This is a genomic window from uncultured Methanospirillum sp. (assembly GCF_963668415.2).
GTDB lineage: Archaea > Halobacteriota > Methanomicrobia > Methanomicrobiales > Methanospirillaceae > Methanospirillum.
The window spans coordinates 3,239,256-3,255,248 of record NZ_CAXXDL010000001.1 but is presented as its reverse complement, the minus strand read 5'-3'; the positions used below and the strand labels follow the sequence as shown (position 1 = coordinate 3,255,248).

The 15,993-nt window shown below is 47.6% G+C and carries 9 protein-coding genes, 2 tRNA genes and 4 rRNA genes; 3 read left to right on the top strand and 12 right to left on the bottom strand.

Features of this window, described 5'->3' with window-relative positions:
• Window positions 1–88: 88 nt before the first annotated feature.
• The 4 genes from ACHZA2_RS15320 to ACHZA2_RS15305 all read right to left on the bottom strand — a co-directional run bounded on the left by ACHZA2_RS15320 (window position 89) and on the right by ACHZA2_RS15305 (window position 4,087).
• Window positions 89–1,270, bottom strand: a complete 1,182-nt coding sequence (locus tag ACHZA2_RS15320; RefSeq protein WP_319580421.1) for an FtsX-like permease family protein — start codon at window positions 1,268–1,270, stop codon at window positions 89–91.
• A gap of 2 nt (window positions 1,271–1,272) precedes the next feature.
• Window positions 1,273–1,950 carry an ABC transporter ATP-binding protein gene (locus tag ACHZA2_RS15315; RefSeq protein ID WP_319538020.1) on the bottom strand — a complete coding sequence of 226 codons (678 nt, stop codon included), beginning with the start codon at window positions 1,948–1,950 and terminating at the stop codon, window positions 1,273–1,275.
• A gap of 12 nt (window positions 1,951–1,962) precedes the next feature.
• On the bottom strand, window positions 1,963–3,246 hold the full coding sequence (locus ACHZA2_RS15310) for a hypothetical protein (protein ID WP_319580420.1): 1,284 nt from the start codon (window positions 3,244–3,246) through the stop codon (window positions 1,963–1,965).
• A gap of 376 nt (window positions 3,247–3,622) precedes the next feature.
• Window positions 3,623–4,087, bottom strand: a complete 465-nt coding sequence (locus ACHZA2_RS15305; protein ID WP_319580419.1) for a hypothetical protein — start codon at window positions 4,085–4,087, stop codon at window positions 3,623–3,625.
• A 286-nt stretch (window positions 4,088–4,373) separates the two neighbouring features.
• On the opposite strand from ACHZA2_RS15305, the gene ACHZA2_RS15300 reads away from it, so the two are divergent.
• A complete protein-coding gene (locus tag ACHZA2_RS15300; protein WP_319580418.1) occupies window positions 4,374–4,916 on the top strand; it encodes a hypothetical protein in 543 nt (180 codons plus the stop codon).
• Between the two features lie 145 nt (window positions 4,917–5,061).
• On the opposite strand, the gene rrf (ACHZA2_RS15295) is transcribed toward ACHZA2_RS15300, so the two are convergent.
• The 8 genes from rrf (ACHZA2_RS15295) to ACHZA2_RS15260 form a co-directional block, all read right to left on the bottom strand.
• Window positions 5,062–5,183: ribosomal RNA gene (rrf, locus tag ACHZA2_RS15295) — 5S ribosomal RNA — on the bottom strand.
• Between the two features lie 80 nt (window positions 5,184–5,263).
• A 5S ribosomal RNA gene (gene rrf, locus ACHZA2_RS15290) occupies window positions 5,264–5,385 on the bottom strand.
• Window positions 5,386–5,388: 3 nt separating this feature from the next.
• A tRNA-Cys gene (locus tag ACHZA2_RS15285) sits at window positions 5,389–5,460 on the bottom strand.
• A gap of 66 nt (window positions 5,461–5,526) precedes the next feature.
• Window positions 5,527–8,457: ribosomal RNA gene (locus tag ACHZA2_RS15280) — 23S ribosomal RNA — on the bottom strand.
• A gap of 118 nt (window positions 8,458–8,575) precedes the next feature.
• Window positions 8,576–8,648 (bottom strand) — tRNA-Ala (locus tag ACHZA2_RS15275).
• Between the two features lie 75 nt (window positions 8,649–8,723).
• Window positions 8,724–10,190, bottom strand: a 16S ribosomal RNA gene (locus ACHZA2_RS15270).
• Together the 16S, 23S and 5S rRNA genes with 2 tRNA genes alongside form the textbook arrangement of a ribosomal RNA operon.
• 732 nt (window positions 10,191–10,922) lie before the next feature.
• Window positions 10,923–11,681 (bottom strand): dihydroorotate dehydrogenase electron transfer subunit, encoded by a 759-nt coding sequence (locus ACHZA2_RS15265; RefSeq protein WP_319580417.1) that lies wholly within the window; start codon window positions 11,679–11,681, stop codon window positions 10,923–10,925.
• Window positions 11,674–12,561, bottom strand: a complete 888-nt coding sequence (locus ACHZA2_RS15260) for a dihydroorotate dehydrogenase (RefSeq protein WP_319580972.1) — start codon at window positions 12,559–12,561, stop codon at window positions 11,674–11,676. The genes ACHZA2_RS15265 and ACHZA2_RS15260 overlap by 8 nt, the downstream gene beginning before the upstream one ends.
• Window positions 12,562–12,617: 56 nt before the next feature.
• Between ACHZA2_RS15260 and ACHZA2_RS15255 the strand changes: the two genes are divergently transcribed.
• Window positions 12,618–13,493, top strand: coding sequence for a lactate dehydrogenase (locus ACHZA2_RS15255; RefSeq protein WP_319580416.1), 876 nt, complete (start codon window positions 12,618–12,620; stop codon window positions 13,491–13,493).
• Between the two features lie 11 nt (window positions 13,494–13,504).
• Window positions 13,505–15,988 carry a DNA-directed DNA polymerase gene (locus ACHZA2_RS15250; RefSeq protein ID WP_319580415.1) on the top strand — a complete coding sequence of 828 codons (2,484 nt, stop codon included), beginning with the start codon at window positions 13,505–13,507 and terminating at the stop codon, window positions 15,986–15,988.
• Window positions 15,989–15,993: the final 5 nt, after the last annotated feature.

Genomic DNA, 15,993 nt, shown 5'->3' with positions numbered 1-15,993 from the left:
CATTGACACAACTGAAAGTTATAGCAGTAATGAGAAGAAGCCCTAAAAAAAATTTATGAGAATTCATGATATCAACAATTATTATGAGTTAATCTGCCCGTAGTGCTTCAATCGGATCCATATTTGCACCTCTCCATGCCGGATATATACCAGATATAATGCAGATAACCAGGCCAATAGCCATTGCATAGGGAAGGTGAATCAGACTGTCAACCGTGAAGAAGTACTTAGTATTACCCACCATAACCTGAATAAATACATATCCTATAATCAGACTGAAGGTCATCCCTGCTAATGCTCCAAGCACTCCAATTAGTGTGGCCTCATAGAGAAAAATTCTGAGGATCTCTTTCTTCTGAGTACCGATACTACGCAGAACACCGATCTCTCTGATACGTTCAGTCACTGACATCATCATGATGTTGAAGATGGAAACCGCGGCCACTAGTAATGAAATCCCAGCAATGAGGGAGGCAAAACTGGTAATCGTAGTAACTGATGAGGATATCATCGTCACAAAGCGGCTGCTATCCTGAACTCTTACAACCTCTTCTCTGCGGTTCATCTGTTTATCTATCGCATTCACTGCTTCTGATGCCTCATCGATATTATCAAGGATAATATTAACCTGGTTGTACTCATCAGTAGCACCGAACATCGACTCATATTTTGATTTTGTCATTACCACAGCACTGTCTGTGTTCAGATCCATGGACATTCCACGGGATGCGATGACTCCGGCGACCTTTAACCCCTGACCAGAAACCGTAAATTTGCTTCCGGGCTCAAGATTATTATCAGAAGCGAAGGTAGCACCAATTAAAACCGAGCCATCACTGCTGGGATATCCGCCTTCAGATATATTTTCCAGAACCCTCTTCATAGCCGGGGTTTCAAGGCCGTAAATAGTTGTACTCCACTCATCCTTGCCTTTCTGTACTTTGGCACGTATTGAGTGAACTCCATATGCATACCCATATTGATCAGCTACTTTCAAGATATTTTTATACTGGGCTTTTGTAAGATTGTCAGTAGTTCCACCACCACCAGGAGCACCACCTCCTCCGCCTTTTCCACTATATGGATTAACGGTAAGTTTATCAGCCATTGACGAAAGGGAATCCTTTACAGAATAGGTCATATTTGTCCCCAACATACCCATTGATGCGATGGATATGATTCCTATTGTAATTCCTAATGCAGCAAGGATGGATCTGAGATAGTTAATTTTCACATTTCTCAAAGCCATTGCAAAGATGATATCTTTCATTGCTACACAACTCTCCCATCTCTGATGGTAACTATCCGATCTGCCTGTTCAGCAATTGTCGGGTCATGAGTTACAATGATCAGGGTTTTTCCTTTTTCATTGAGTTTTCTGAGCATACTCATTACCAGAACTCCAGTCTTGGAATCAAGGTTCCCGGTTGGTTCATCGCAGAGAAGTATCTTTGGATTATTAACGAGGGCTCTGGCAATGGCAACCCGTTGCTGCTGACCACCGGATAGTTCAGGAGGTTTATGTTTGGCACGATCCTCATTGATTCCGACCATTGCAAGAAGTTTGGCTACTCTTCCTGACGTGTCTTTTTTGCGATACTTAAGTGTGTATGGGTATTCCACATTTTCATATGCAGAAAGAAGAGGAAGAAGGTTGAATTTCTGGAAAATGAATCCAATGGTAACCAGACGAAGATCGGTCAATTCATAATCGGTCATATCCCGGACCAATTTTCCCCCAATTTCAAGGTCACCATACGTTGGCACATCAAGACACCCGAGCTGGTTAAGTAGGGTTGATTTCCCAGACCCGGATGGCCCGATTATCGCAACAAATTCCCCTTTCTTAATAGTAAGAGAGAGATGGTCAAGAGCGACCACATCTCCGGAAGGCAGGGGATAAATCTTGCTTACATCAGTTAATCGGACGACGATCTCATCTTCCGCCATGATTCGTCCGATTTATTTTACATTTAATGAAATTTTCCGCCCTTTCATCTTCCGCTTCCAGAGCACCCAGATGACGATGACAACTATGAGGATGATAATGCCATAGATGATCTCCATAATCGGAAGACCGCTCAAGCCCGAACCCATTCCAGATAAGGGGTTCATTGGATTTACTCCTCCAGTACGTGATGAAGAAGAACCGCTACTTATGCTACCTGATGAACTGCCAGACTGGGTCGTAGAGGGTGCTCCTCCTGATCCAGGCGGACCTCCCCCTTCAGGCATTCCTGCTCCACTAACAGCAGATCCCTGAGTACCACCAGAGATCTTCTCCATATCAAGTGAGAGAGATTTAGAGAACTGGTTCCCTGACGCATCCTTAAACTGGATTACTACCGGGACGATTTTTGAACCAGATGGGATCTTTAGATCAAAACTCTCGTAGTCACCAGCACTGATGGTACCAATGGCATATTTTTCATTTGGATTGCCATTTTCTCCGGCAGAACTCTCCAATGCAACAACTACTCCGTAAGCATCAGATATTCCGGCATTTGATACATCACCGGATAGTGTTGTCTGACCGGATTCGGTAGCAACTTCAATGTTGTTGATCAGTGGTTCTGCTGCGAGCTTATCAGTTCCAAGCGTTATTGGTACAGAATATGAAGTCTGGTGTGAGTTCATCCCACATGAGTATGTAACATTAAAATTCAGGTTGGAAGAATCTGATGGAGTAATATCAAAGAGAACGGATTTTTCTGAGTGTGGATAGAGATCACCAATGAAGAATGATGTCTGGTTACACAGGATTCCATCACCTATAGGGATAATGGATATACCCGTCATGTTCACGCTTTTCGCATTTCCGACATGCAGGGTTATTGAACTCTTAACCCCTTTTGCATAGTTCTGAGGGATCCCTGAGACGAAGAGTTCTAATTCTGGTGTTTCAACCCTGACAGGTATATTATATCGCAGACTTCCTGCATCCTGATAATTCAGATAAAACGCAGGATAATAAATGTTCTCGGGCTGGTTTGCTACAATTGAGAACGAGAACTGCATCTTGGTTCCCGCACCTATTGTCCGGGTACTCTGGTAGGTTTCCGGATTCAGGACAGTTAATTCTTTTGAGATTAGACGGCCATCGCTGATGATTACATTACTTGTGCCAGTGTTTTCCACTGTCACAGTAAGAAGACCTATGTCCCCGGTCATCAGAACTGAAGGTTCAATAACTGCATCAGTCACTGTCACCTTCCCAGCAGCATCAATTGTCTCATTTGTCGCCATAGCCAGGCAACATTGAGAACCTGCAATTAAAAGAATCAATAAGAATCCAAAAACATAACACTGGATATGTGTAGATAATCTTGATGACCCAACAGATTTCTGAATCGATTTTGCCGATCCACTAGATATTTTCTGATTTTTGTTTCGCAAAAACATATTCAACCCCACGAACCTAAGAGTATCCTTGTATTATCATAACTAATACTTTCTGCAACCAAGTAGGATGATATTCAGACATCCATATCATCATAGGATCTATCATAGAAGAGCAATTATGATTTGGATATTAAAAGGTGATTGGATTGCTCTCCCCAGACTGGTATCCAATATCCGGGCAGACAATAAAAAAATAAGATTCTGATGTATCAGAAGATATTTACTGTGCAGGCTTCTGACCGTCAGTTGGAGGAGTCGGACGGGCATCAGGGTGTGCTTTGAAAAATTCATCAAGGAGTTTTTGTGCACTAGTAGTGTCTCCACTGTCTAGTGCAGCCTTAATCTGCGATACATCGCTGCCCTTTGAAGCAAGTTCATCGAGAATCTTTTTCAGGTGATCAGCATCCATAGGTTGCATCTGTGGCTTTGCATCAGGGTGTGCTTCTAAGAACTTGTCAAGAAGGACCTTTGCCGCATCCTTGTCACCCTTGTCCATTGCTGCCTGAATTTCTGAAACATCGAAACCCTTTTCTGTAAGGTTCTTCAGGAGACCACTCATATCTCCCCCGGGTCCGCCCCCTGCTGGGGGTGCTTGAGGGGCTTCTTCAGCAACAGCACATGCTACAAAAACACCGAGCACAATGCAGGCCAGTGCAATAATCCACATATTCGATTTTTTGCTCATACTTACATCTCTTAACAGAATATCCAAAGATATTCACGTCGTTACCAGTAATCGGTATACATCACGAGGAATAAACTAATCTAAACCGGCGAGTAAAATATTCAACTGTATGGTTCATTGTTAAGACACTGTCAAATGAAGGATTTTTTTAAAAATAATCCTAGAAAATGTTTATTCGGGCTTTTTTTTTTTATTTTTCCATCAGGGAGTCTCTAAAAAATCGCATTGGAGGAACAACAATACATGAGCACCTTCCTTTTATAGAATTATAGAGGAATCATATCCTATGGGATCTAACCGGAAGATTACAAGGATAACATTTCTTCTCACAATAATTGGGTGTATTATCTTTCAGATTACAGGAGTGTACGGAGATGAGCAGGCAGAGACACCCATCCCACAGGTTGTTATATTCAAATTAACCGATACGGATGGAAAGAATATCGACCATGTCTCCCTGATGAAACTTGGGGAAAATTACAAGGACGGAAATTCTCGACAGGTTTTAAGCACGCAATTTATCCGGGATGCACAGGAGCTGGTCTGGACACCATGTAACGAAAATTCCTGCACATATATATCACTTCCAACTTCAGGGGGAACTACTGGTAGAGACGAACTTGTACTTGAAGTTGTATTATCAGATCCCTCAATTGATTTGACAACATGTTATGCTGATCCTACCTGTGAAAGGCTTCGGGGTGGAACCAGTACAATAAGTGGGATGGTTGATGGAATGTTTAAAACGGGTAAACAATATGAAATATCTATTAACAGCCTTAAACCTGGGATCAAAGAGGGATATATTGTAAGTGAGAGCACTAATTAATCAGATATATGATAACGGTTCACCTTTTTGACAGATTTCACTGCGAAAACAGAGAGAGTAGTAAAAATATTTTTCTATCGGACTGAACCGACATCTGTAACCGAATGTTACAAAGACTGTACAATAGAGTTTACGATTTGTAGAACAATAGCAGCGTAAGGGTTCTCCCGAGGACTCGCGTACCTCAGTACTGGCTCTTACGTGAGGTGTCTTAACTTCCGGGTTCGGAAAGAGACCGGGTGTAGCACACCTGCTTTGGCCGCTATTGAAAGCCCCTGTTGGACTGAACCAACATCTGTAACCGAATGTTACAAAGACTGTACAATAGAGTTTACGTTTTTTTTGAACAATAGCAGCGTAGAGGTTCTCCCGAGGACTCGCGTACCTCAGTACTGGCTTCTACGTGAGGTGTCTTAACTTCCGGGTTCGGAAAGAGACCGGGTGTGACACACCTGCTTTGGCCGCTATTGAGAGCCAAGGTCCGGATTTGAACCGGAGTATAGTTGATCTGCAGTCAACCGCGTGGCCGCTCCGCCACCTTGGCCTAGCTTGAGTTAGTCAAGACTATGTATTGGAATATGCTGCGTTTAGAATTTCGTCTGGGTTTGAAGAACTGGAAGAATAAGACTGTTAGTAATCGCGGACTGAACACGTCGTTGCCTTCGTGCGTACATCCCGATCCTATCAACCGGATCTTCTATCCGGGTCTTGTTGAAGTCTCTTTTTGGGGTAAGTTTCAAGCTTAGATGCTTTCAGCTTTTATCTCTTGGCGCGTAGCTGCTCGGCAGTGCCTTGTCAGACAACCGATCGACCAGAGGCGCCGAATGAAAGTTCCTCTCGTACTATTTCATTCTTCCCTTCAGACTTCTGACACTCCTTATAGATAGTAACCGACCTGTCTCACGACGGTCTAAACCCAGCTCACGATCCCCTTTAATAGGCGAACAACCTCACCCTTGGCTGCTGCTGCACAGCCAGGATGGAAAGAACCGACATCGAGGTAGCAAGCCGCCGGGTCGATATGTGCTCTTGCCGGCGACGACTCTGTTATCCCCGGGGTAGCTTTTCTGTAGTCAATAGCCCTCACCAAAAGGGCGTATTGGTTCGTTAGACCCGAGTTTCCTCTCGCGATTGCTTGCTATGCGCAATCGCGTCAGGCCAACTTATGCTCTTGACACTCTCCAGCGGGTTTCTGACCCGCTTGAGTTGACCTTAGGGCACCCTTGATATTTTTTCGAGGGTGTGGCGCCCCACCCAAACTGCCTACCTATCGATGTCCTGAAACAATTCAGTTAGAATTACAATAAAACCAGGATGGTGTCTCATCGTTGGCTAACCAACTCCCACAAGAGTTGGATCGACGCCTCCCATCTACCCTGCGCAGGTAATACCGTAATCCAACGACAGGCTGCAGTAAAGCTCCACGGGGTCTTCACTTCCCATAAGGAGTCACTAGTCTCTGCACTAGTACAAAAGGTTCAACGGATTCGTGTTAGGGACAGTAGCGCTCTCGTTATTCCATTCATGCAAGTCGCCAATTAAGCGACAAGGTACTACGCTACCTTAAGAGGGTCATAGTTACCCCCGCCGTTTACGAGTCCTTCGTCCGGTTGAACCCGGTGTTCAGATACTCGCACTGGGCAGGAATCACAGACTATACTAGTCCTTTCGGAGTTGCAGTCTGCTATGTTGTTATTAGACAGTCGGAGCGCCCTTGTCACTGCGACCTGCCCAATCTCTGGGCAGGCACCCCTTATCCCGAAGTTACAGGGCTAATTTGCCGAGTTCCCTTAACACGATTAATTCCGACACGCCTTCGCCTTCTCAGCGAGGGGCACCTGTGTCAGTTCTTGGTACGGACTGCATCCACCCTTTTCACGGGCTCCTGGAATTTGCTCTGTTACCCCATAACGGGTTAGCAACCTTCTCACCATTACGGTACTCCGAGTCGCATATACCGCTTAGACGGGACGACAGTCCCGCTGAGCATATCCGGAAGCGTCAGGATTGTCTGGAGCAGGTACAGGAATATTAACCTGTTTCCCTTTCGCTACACTCGAGTTACGGTGCAACTTAGGACCGACTAACCCTCGACTGACGAACATTGTCGAGGAAACCTGGCCCCTGCGGCGGTATGGATTCTCACCATACTTAAGCTTCTACTACTGCCAAAATTTTCATTTCTACACGGTCCACAGGACCTTACGACCCTGCTTCCGCCCATGCAGAACGCCTCTCTACGCCATCATACTTACGTATGGTCCGTGGTATCTGTGGCAGGCTTAAGCCCCGTCCATTTTCAGCGCCCTGAATCTTGACTGGTAAGCTGTTACGCACTTTTTAAAGGGTAGCTGCTTCTAAGCTCACCTTCCAGTTGTCTTTGACCCAGGACCACTTTCAGTGTTTACACTGAGCCTGCACTGAGGGACATTAACCACGGTCTGGGTTGTCTCCCTTACGCATTACAAGCTTACCCCGTAATGCGGACTTCCGACCATCTTAGATGACAGGGAATTTGGAGTTTGACAGGAGAGGGACGACTTTCGTCACCCACTTCCCCAATCAGTGCTCTACCTCACTGTCGATCTCCGGTCAGGTCATGCTACGGCATGTTTCGAGAGGAACCAGCGGATGCCTGGCTCGATTAATCTTTCACTCCTATACGCAGGTCACGCGAATGATTTGCATATCAAAACCGCTTGCGATCCTCCACGCACCTTTCGGCACGCTTCAATCTGCCCACGCATAGATCGCCAGGCTTCGGGTCTTATCCTGTTGACTCCGCGCATTATTAATACGCCGTCCCACACCTTACGGCTACGGACTTGTTGGTTTCCCTTCGGTTCCTTCCTTTTAAGAATTAACCTTCGCCAGCAGAATAAACTCTTTGGCCCGTTCTTCAAAACGTACGTTATGACACCGGCATTCAAACCCGTACTACCGCATCACTGCGGATTCCTTCGCTTGAAAGATCCTTTCGCGCCATAACACGCTATCACCTGTCAGTTTCAGGCACTTTTCAACACCTTTCTAGGGTTGCTTTTCAGCTTTCGCTCACGCTACTATTACGCTATCGGTTTTGGGGAGTATTTAGTTTTGGAGGTTAGTGACCCCCAGATTCACGCGGGAATTCCGACCCACGTTACTCAGGACTCCGCCAGAGCACATTTCCATACACATACGGGACTGTCACCCTCTGTAGTATGCCGTTCCAGACAACTTCTGTTCTGGAAATATGTCCCATACGGCGGGCCTATCAACACCACATCTCCCGAAGGATTCAGTTTGAACTCTGTCGCTTTCGATCGCCTCTAATAACGACATCCCGTTTGGTTTCTTCTCCTGCCCCTACTAAGATGTTTCAATTCGGGGCGTTCCCCATCCTATACAGGATTGATACGTAACGTATCAGGATGGCCCATTAGGGAATCCCCGGTTCATAGGCTCCATGCGCCTACCCGGGGCTTATCGCAGCTTGGCACGCCCTTCGTCGGCTCCCAAACCGAGCCATCCACTGACAGGTATAAAGCTCGTCCAGTTCCGTCAAACCCATTTAACGTCCTAAACGCAGCAATTCCTATACACGGCCTATCATCGCCCCGATTTCACGGGGTCTCAAGCCCTTCCCCGGCGATTTGCATCACCTGGTGCACTGGCAGTGGACCCGTGGGGATTTGAACCCCAGGCCTCGGCGTTGCAAACGCCGCGCTCTTCCAACTGAGCTACGAGCCCACCATTTTATTTGGAATACTGATGGTTTTATGGTCTGTCCGGCACCCGTTGCAATAATACCGCTTATAAATCGTTAGGAGGTGATCCAGCCGCAGATTCCCCTACGGCTACCTTGTTACGACTTAACCCCCCTTGCGAAACCCAGATTCGACAGCGCCATTTGGCGTCGCCTCATCAAGACCTCACTCGGGTGGTTTGACGGGCGGTGTGTGCAAGGAGCAGGGACATATTCACCGCGCTATGGTGAAACGCGATTACTACGGATTCCAGCTTCATGCGGGTGAGTTACAACCCGCAATCCGAACTTAGACTGGGTTTAGGAGATTGCCTTCACCTTTCGGTGTCGGAACCCATTGTCCCAACCATTGTAGCCCGCGTGTAGCCCGGATAATTCGGGGCATGCTGACCTACCGTTGCCCATTCCTTCCTCCCCTTTAGCAGAGGCGGTCCCAACGATGTCCCCATCGACCCGAAGGTCAAGCTGGCAATTGTTGGCGTGGGTCTCGCTCGTTGCCTGACTAAACAGGATGCTTCACAGTACGAACTGACGACGGCCATGCACCTCCTCTCAGCTAGTCAAGTAGAGTCTTCATCCCGACTATCATTCAGCTGTCTTATCCGGTGAGATTTCCGGCGTTGAGTCCGATTAAACCGCAGGCTCCACCCGTTGTGGTGCTCCCCCGCCAATTCCTTTAAGTTTCAGCCTTGCGACCGTACTCCCCAGGCGGCGCATTTCACGGTTTCCCTTCGGCACCTCAGTGACACGTGGTCACTGACACACCTAATGCGCATCGTTTACAGCTGGGACTACCCGGGTATCTAATCCGGTTTGCTCCCCCAGCTTTCGTCCCTCACTGTCGGAGCCGTTCTGGTGAGATGCCTTCGCCATAGGTCGTCCCACCGGGATTACAGGATTTCACTCCTACCCCGGCAGTACCTCTCACCTCTCCCGGTCCCTAGAACTGCAGTTTCCCCTGAACGCCCATCAGTTAAGCCGATGGATTTCTCAAGGGACACACAGATCCAGCTACGGACCCTTTAAGCCCAGTAAAAGCGGCCACCACTCGAGCCGCCGGTATTACCGCGGCGGCTGGCACCGGTCTTGCCCGGCCCTTTCTTCACCAGTTGTTTACACTGGTGGACAGCCACCCTGTGGTGGCACTCGGGGTTTCCTTATCACGGTTGCCCGCATTGTAAAGTTTTCGCGCCTGCTGCGCCCCGTAGGGCCTGGATTCGTGTCTCAGAATCCATCTCCGGGCTCTTGCTCCCACAACCCGTACCGATTACAGGCTTGTTGGGCTTTTACCCCAACAACTACCTAATCGGCCGCAGACTCATCCTGAAGCGACGGATCTTTCATCCGGAGAACATTCCAGTTCGCCCGGACTATAGAGCATTACCCCCAGTTTCCCGGGATTATTCTCTTCTTCAGGGCAGATTGTCCACGTGTTACTGAGCAGTTCGCCGAGGTCTTGCACCTCTCGACTCGCATGGCTTAGTCAAACCCCGATAGCAGTGGCCTCTGGCAGGATCAACCAGAATTTGTTTGGTTACTTTTCGCAACGCACACTTGCTCGGACTATTGGCGGGTGCGGACAGATGTCCACACCATCAGTATTCCTATGTCGAACCCGTTGCAACATCGCTGTTCACAGTTCGGGCTCCCATCTAAACGGCCTCTAACGTTGTGTTCGAAGGCTTATATACCTTTGCAGGTATTAACCCCCAAACAACAACGTTTGAGCCGTATGCCACGTTCGTGGTGAGCGTGGGATACAATAGTGGATCCCGGATACATATAAGGATTACCAAAACAATGGAACAAAGGCAGGTTAAACAACAATTTTGGATTGAGTAAATACTTCGTATTTTCATTTTTGGTTAAACTTCACCAGAAAGCGCATTAGGCAATCCAAACTGCCAAAGGTGAAATGAATCAGCAAAGACAAAAAACTCCAGTGAGATCTGAATGAATGAGATTAAAAGAAAAAAAGACCACGATGCAGAATATGGCAGTTTGTTGATGTTAGGAGTACCAGCATACATAGCGTGTCAGCGCAGTGTAGATTCTGCCATATCCCACATCGTGGATTACGTACTTTTGTTGTATCAAAGAGCGTATAAGGTTTCTCATTCGAAAGGGCCGAAATAACTAAGGATACGGATGATTTTTTGAGAAAGAGATATTATTTAAACAATTTGGTTAGTAATGACAAATTATCATCAAGAGTTGAAAAGAGAAGAAAGATCCACGCATCCTGACAATTTAGAAGATTAACATTTCCTCCCACTGGCATCCCGGTGATACCTTCCCAGTTCACTCATGAGAAGAATATCACCCCGGAATACCGGACCATCTCTGCAGACACACAATCCATCAGGATCCATACAGCATGAGCCACACAACCCCACACCGCATTTCATGTACCTGTGGAGACTGAACTGTCCTTTTTGTGAGATTCCTTTCGCATCAAGTATCTCAAGAACAGATTTCATCATAAGTTCCGGACCACATACGCAGATTGAATCGTACAATGAGAGATCCATATCGCGCAAAAGACCTGCCACATACCCGTGATACCCTGCTGACCCATCATCGGTAGAGAGCATAAGATCTGAACATGTGTCCAAAATATTGGTATAGAGAAGATCTGAAGCAGATCTTGCCCCAAGCAGAAAAGTTATCCCGAGATGCTGTTTTGCAAGAGGTAGGAGAGGAGCAGCGCCCAATCCTCCGGCGATAGCCAGAATTCTACCTTCAGGTGAGAATCCATTTCCGAATGGCCCGCGTATACCGATCAGGTCACCGGGCTTTACCATCCCCAGTGCCCGGGTTGCATCACCAACCTCCTGGACTGTAAGAGCATCAGGTGCAGAGAGTGCCATCGGGATCTCATCAACCCTCGGAATCCAGACCATCACAAATTGACCCGGCCTGGCATCAAATTCCTCTTCAAAAAAGATTGTTTTGACAGATGGTGTCTCCTGAATAACCCTGGTTACTGTTGTCATGATCGGTAGATTATCACTCATGTGCGCACCCCACAATCTCACCAGGGGATAAACCATCTTCACTATACAGATTTGCAGAAATTTCTCTAAACAGCCCTGGGTTTCCCCGTAATGCAGAGCCAATCTCCACCGCAGATGCACCAGCCATCATCATCTCAAGCACATCATCTGAAGACGAGATGCCACCGCACCCGATCACCGGGATCTTGCATGACTCGTACAACTCGTACACGCACCTGACAGCGATGGGGAATATTGCTCTCCCGGAAAGTCCGCCGAATCGATTGCCAAGTACCGGGCGTCTGACTTCGGTTGAGATACGCATCGCCTTGACCGTATTTATCGCCACGACAGCATCGGCCCCCCCGTCTTCTGCTGCCTTTCCAATCGCGGTGATATCTGTTACATTAGGAGTGAGTTTCACCCAGACTGGTTTGTGAAACCTGGCAACTGCGGCAGTGCAAGCCTTCACCAGATCCGGATTGGTTCCAATCTGTGCACCATAACCAGAGGCATGGGGGCAACTGACGTTCAGTTCAAAAGCAACCGCAGAATCAGCAAACCATGATGCAACTTCACCAAACTCATCAGGACTCCCGCCAAATATGCTTACAATAACAGGCTCGTCCTTCAGGAGTTCCAGTTCCCCTATGAACTTGCTTGACGGGTTAGGAAGCCCCATTGCATTAAGAACACCGTCCTCTAGAACCACAAGACACGGCCCTGCGTGGCCGAAGCGTGGTTCAGGACCGATGGACTTGGAGACCACTGCCCCCGCTCCTTCGCGGAGCATACGCGCGAGTGATGAGCCACAGGTACCAAGAACACCAGCGGCAAGGATGAGATGGTTGCGCAGGGCAACCCCCCCAACCTCAACCGGACCGCTCTGAAGTCGAATCATCATCAGAGAGATCGATATGATGGTAGTTATGTATTCGCCATACGTAAGAGTATGGCATGACAAGCCTCGCCATTTTCGGAGCAGGAACGATCGGAGGAGGAGTAGCAAACCTTCTCAATGCCCGTGGCCTGGTCAGCCGGCTGGTGATATTTGACAAGAATCACGACCTCCAAGAGGCACAGAGGCTTGACATTCTGCATACCGGAAGGGAGATTGAGATCTCTACAGACCCGGAAGAGATGCATACCTGCGATGTTGTCATCTGCACTGCAGGATTGCCAAGAAACCCCACTGTCAAAACACGGGCAGACCTTCTGCATACAAACCTCCCTGCAGCCGAGAGTTGTGCACGATACCTGAAGGGGTTTTCAGGAATTCTAATCGTGGTAACCAACCCGATGGATATCATCACCTGGCATCTACATACCCTTACCGGAATTCCAAAAAACCGAATTATCGGATTTGGTGGTCAACTTGATACCGGCCGATTCTTCTACGAACTCAGGCTGCAAGGGATAGCAGGTCCTGGCATCGTATTTGGAGAACATGGTGAACATCAGGTTCCGATCTTTAGCAGGCTGGAAACTTCAGTGTCTGAACTGAAACGTGAAGAAATTCTCAACACACTCAGGGGATCAAGCATGGAGATCATCAAAGGAAAGGGAGCAACCGAGTTTGGTCCGGCATGGCACATATCTGAACTGGTCAGGATAATCCTATCTGATGCTAGAATCTGTATACCCTGCTCCTGTGTTCTGGATGGTGAATACGGCATAACAGGCTGTTCTCTGGGTGTACCAGCAGTAATTGGGAGGGAAGGCATCTGCAAAATTGAGGAGTGGACCCTCGACTCATGGGAACAAGCCCATATACAGGCAGCAGGAGCATTTGTTTCAGGCCTCTGCAAGGGACTTGGCAGAGAGGAAAGATGAACCCGGATAATATGACTAGGAATCACACCTCCATAAACCAGAACTTTAATGATTTTACCTCCGGCAAACCAGATGAAGGCAACGAAATACTACTCGGGGTGAATCAGGTCGAGTACTCAAACGGCCCTGACGGTCCGGTTATCCATCTCTACGGAAGGGAGACCAATGGAAATGCCCGTGAGATCATGATCACCGGGTTCAGACCATACCTCTATGTCAAGGCTGATCAGCTCTCGAAAATACCGCTGCCATTGCAGGTCATCAGAGTGGAGGAGACGCCATACTGGTCAATCCACCGGGAAGAAGTTCGCCGGATGTACACCCAGCGACCCACAGATGTCAGGGATGTGCGAACGGATTATACCCACTTTGAAGCAGACATTCCGTTTGCTACCCGTTTTATGATCGACCGGGGAATCACTGCAGGTGTAAAAATCCCAAGAGATCAGTATCAGGTACCGTACGAACAGGTGATCCCGGACGATGTAAAAGCCCCAACCCGGAGTTGCATACTTGACATCGAATGTCAGGATGACAAGGGCGGACTTCCTGACCCCGAACGTGATGCAATCATCTGTATCACTGCGTGGGACTCTTTTGATGATACCTATAAAACATTCATCCTGCAGAACCCGTCGCTGACAATAACACCAGATCTCATCCATTCTTCAGGCCCGCTGGAGAGCGGGTGTTTCAACAGATCCTGCCATGAAGTGCTGATATATGCAACCGAAAAGGAACTGCTCTCCGGGTTTGCAGTTTATATCAATGAAAAAAATCCGGATCTACTGACCGGATGGAACTTCATCGATTTCGATCTTCCTTTCATTCTTGGAAGGATCAAAAAACTCAACCTCCCGACTGATATCCTGGCACGGCTCAAGGGCCCATCTGAACGGAGTACCATAAGGGGAAGAATTGAGTTTGATCTTCTTGCAGCATATAAAAAGATGCAGAGTTCAAAACTCGATTCATACCGACTGGATGCAGTTGGTGAACGCGAAGTAGGTGATGTAAAGGCATTCCACTACTCACCGGGAATGACAACATCATTCTGGAAAGATAGTCCTGCCCAGCTCATCGAGTACAACTACAAGGATGTAGAACTCTGTGTCAAGATCAACAGGAAAAACAGCATCATTGAGTTCTATAAGGAGATCTCCAGGTATGTCGGCTGTCCGCTTGACCGCACCCTGAACTCATCGAATGTCATAGACATTTACATCCTTCGTAAGGCATTTGGCAAGTTTGTCCTTCCATCAAAAGGATATGCAGCCGGAGATGAGTTCGAAGGTGCGACTGTTTTTGATCCAAGCCACGGTCTGAAAGAGAATGTCGTGGTCCTTGATCTCAAATCGCTGTACCCGATGGCAATGATGACCATCAACGCTTCCCCTGAGACGAAGGATCCAAATGGAGAACTTATCGCTCCGAACGGAATACGATTCAAAGCAGAGCCTGACGGACTGACAAGAAGTATCATCAGTGAACTGCTGAAAGAACGCGATGAGAAGAAGAACACCAGGAATTTGTACGAGTTCGGCTCTCAGGATTATCATCTCTACGACATGCAGCAGAACGTGATCAAAGTGATCATGAACACATACTACGGGGTGAGTGGATATTCCCGGTTCAGACTGTATGACAGAGAGATCGGTGCTGCAGTCACCTCAGTTGGCAGAGCCATCATTGAACATACCAGATCGATCATTGAGGGTAAAGGATACTCGGTCATCTATGGAGACACAGATTCCTGTATGGTCCAACTCCCAACCGGGGACCTTGAACAGACCATCCGTATCGCGAGGGAGATCGAGAAGGAACTAAACGGAAGTTATGACAAGTTTGCCAAAACTGCACTTCATGCTGATCATCACTTCTTCTCAATCAAGTTCGAGAAGGTATACCGCAGATTCTTCCAGGGAGGAAAAAAGAAACGGTACGCAGGAAATCTCATCTGGAAAGAAGGGAAAGATGTGGATGAGATCGACATGGTCGGGTTTGAAGCAAAGCGATCAGACTCTCCACTTCTCACAAGAGAAGTGATGAAAGAGGTGATGAACCGGATCCTGAAAGGTGCAGAACTTCCCGAGATCAAGCAATATCTGGGAGCGGTCATCAAAAAATACCGTTCCGGCGAGTACCCGTTAGATGAGATAGGAATACCCGGAGGGATCGGGAAAGGACTGGCCGATTACGATATCGCTGACGCTCAGATCCGTGGTGCCAAGTACGCAAATGATAACCTTGGGATGAACTTCGGTAAAGGAAGCAAACCGAAGCGTCTCTACATCAAGGCTGTTACTGGCAAATATCCAAAGACTGATGTCGTCTGCTTTGAGTACGGAGACCAGGTCCCCCCTGAATTCGTGGTCGATCGGGAACTCATGCTTGACAAAACTATCAAACAGCCAATCTCACGAATCCTGGAGCCAATCGGGTGGACCTGGACAGATATGGATCCAACACGGACCACCCTTTCAGACTTCTTCTGATATCG

Coding starts and splice junctions, on each gene's coding strand:
- ACHZA2_RS15300 (WP_319580418.1), top strand. CDS start 4,374: ATGGGATCTAACCGGAAGATTACAAGGATAACATTTCTTCTCACAATA.
- ACHZA2_RS15260 (WP_319580972.1), bottom strand. CDS start 12,561: ATGATTCGACTTCAGAGCGGTCCGGTTGAGGTTGGGGGGGTTGCCCTG.
- ACHZA2_RS15315 (WP_319538020.1), bottom strand. CDS start 1,950: ATGGCGGAAGATGAGATCGTCGTCCGATTAACTGATGTAAGCAAGATT.
- ACHZA2_RS15320 (WP_319580421.1), bottom strand. CDS start 1,270: ATGAAAGATATCATCTTTGCAATGGCTTTGAGAAATGTGAAAATTAAC.
- ACHZA2_RS15305 (WP_319580419.1), bottom strand. CDS start 4,087: ATGAGCAAAAAATCGAATATGTGGATTATTGCACTGGCCTGCATTGTG.
- ACHZA2_RS15250 (WP_319580415.1), top strand. CDS start 13,505: ATGACTAGGAATCACACCTCCATAAACCAGAACTTTAATGATTTTACC.
- ACHZA2_RS15255 (WP_319580416.1), top strand. CDS start 12,618: ATGACAAGCCTCGCCATTTTCGGAGCAGGAACGATCGGAGGAGGAGTA.
- ACHZA2_RS15310 (WP_319580420.1), bottom strand. CDS start 3,246: ATGGCGACAAATGAGACAATTGATGCTGCTGGGAAGGTGACAGTGACT.
- ACHZA2_RS15265 (WP_319580417.1), bottom strand. CDS start 11,681: ATGAGTGATAATCTACCGATCATGACAACAGTAACCAGGGTTATTCAG.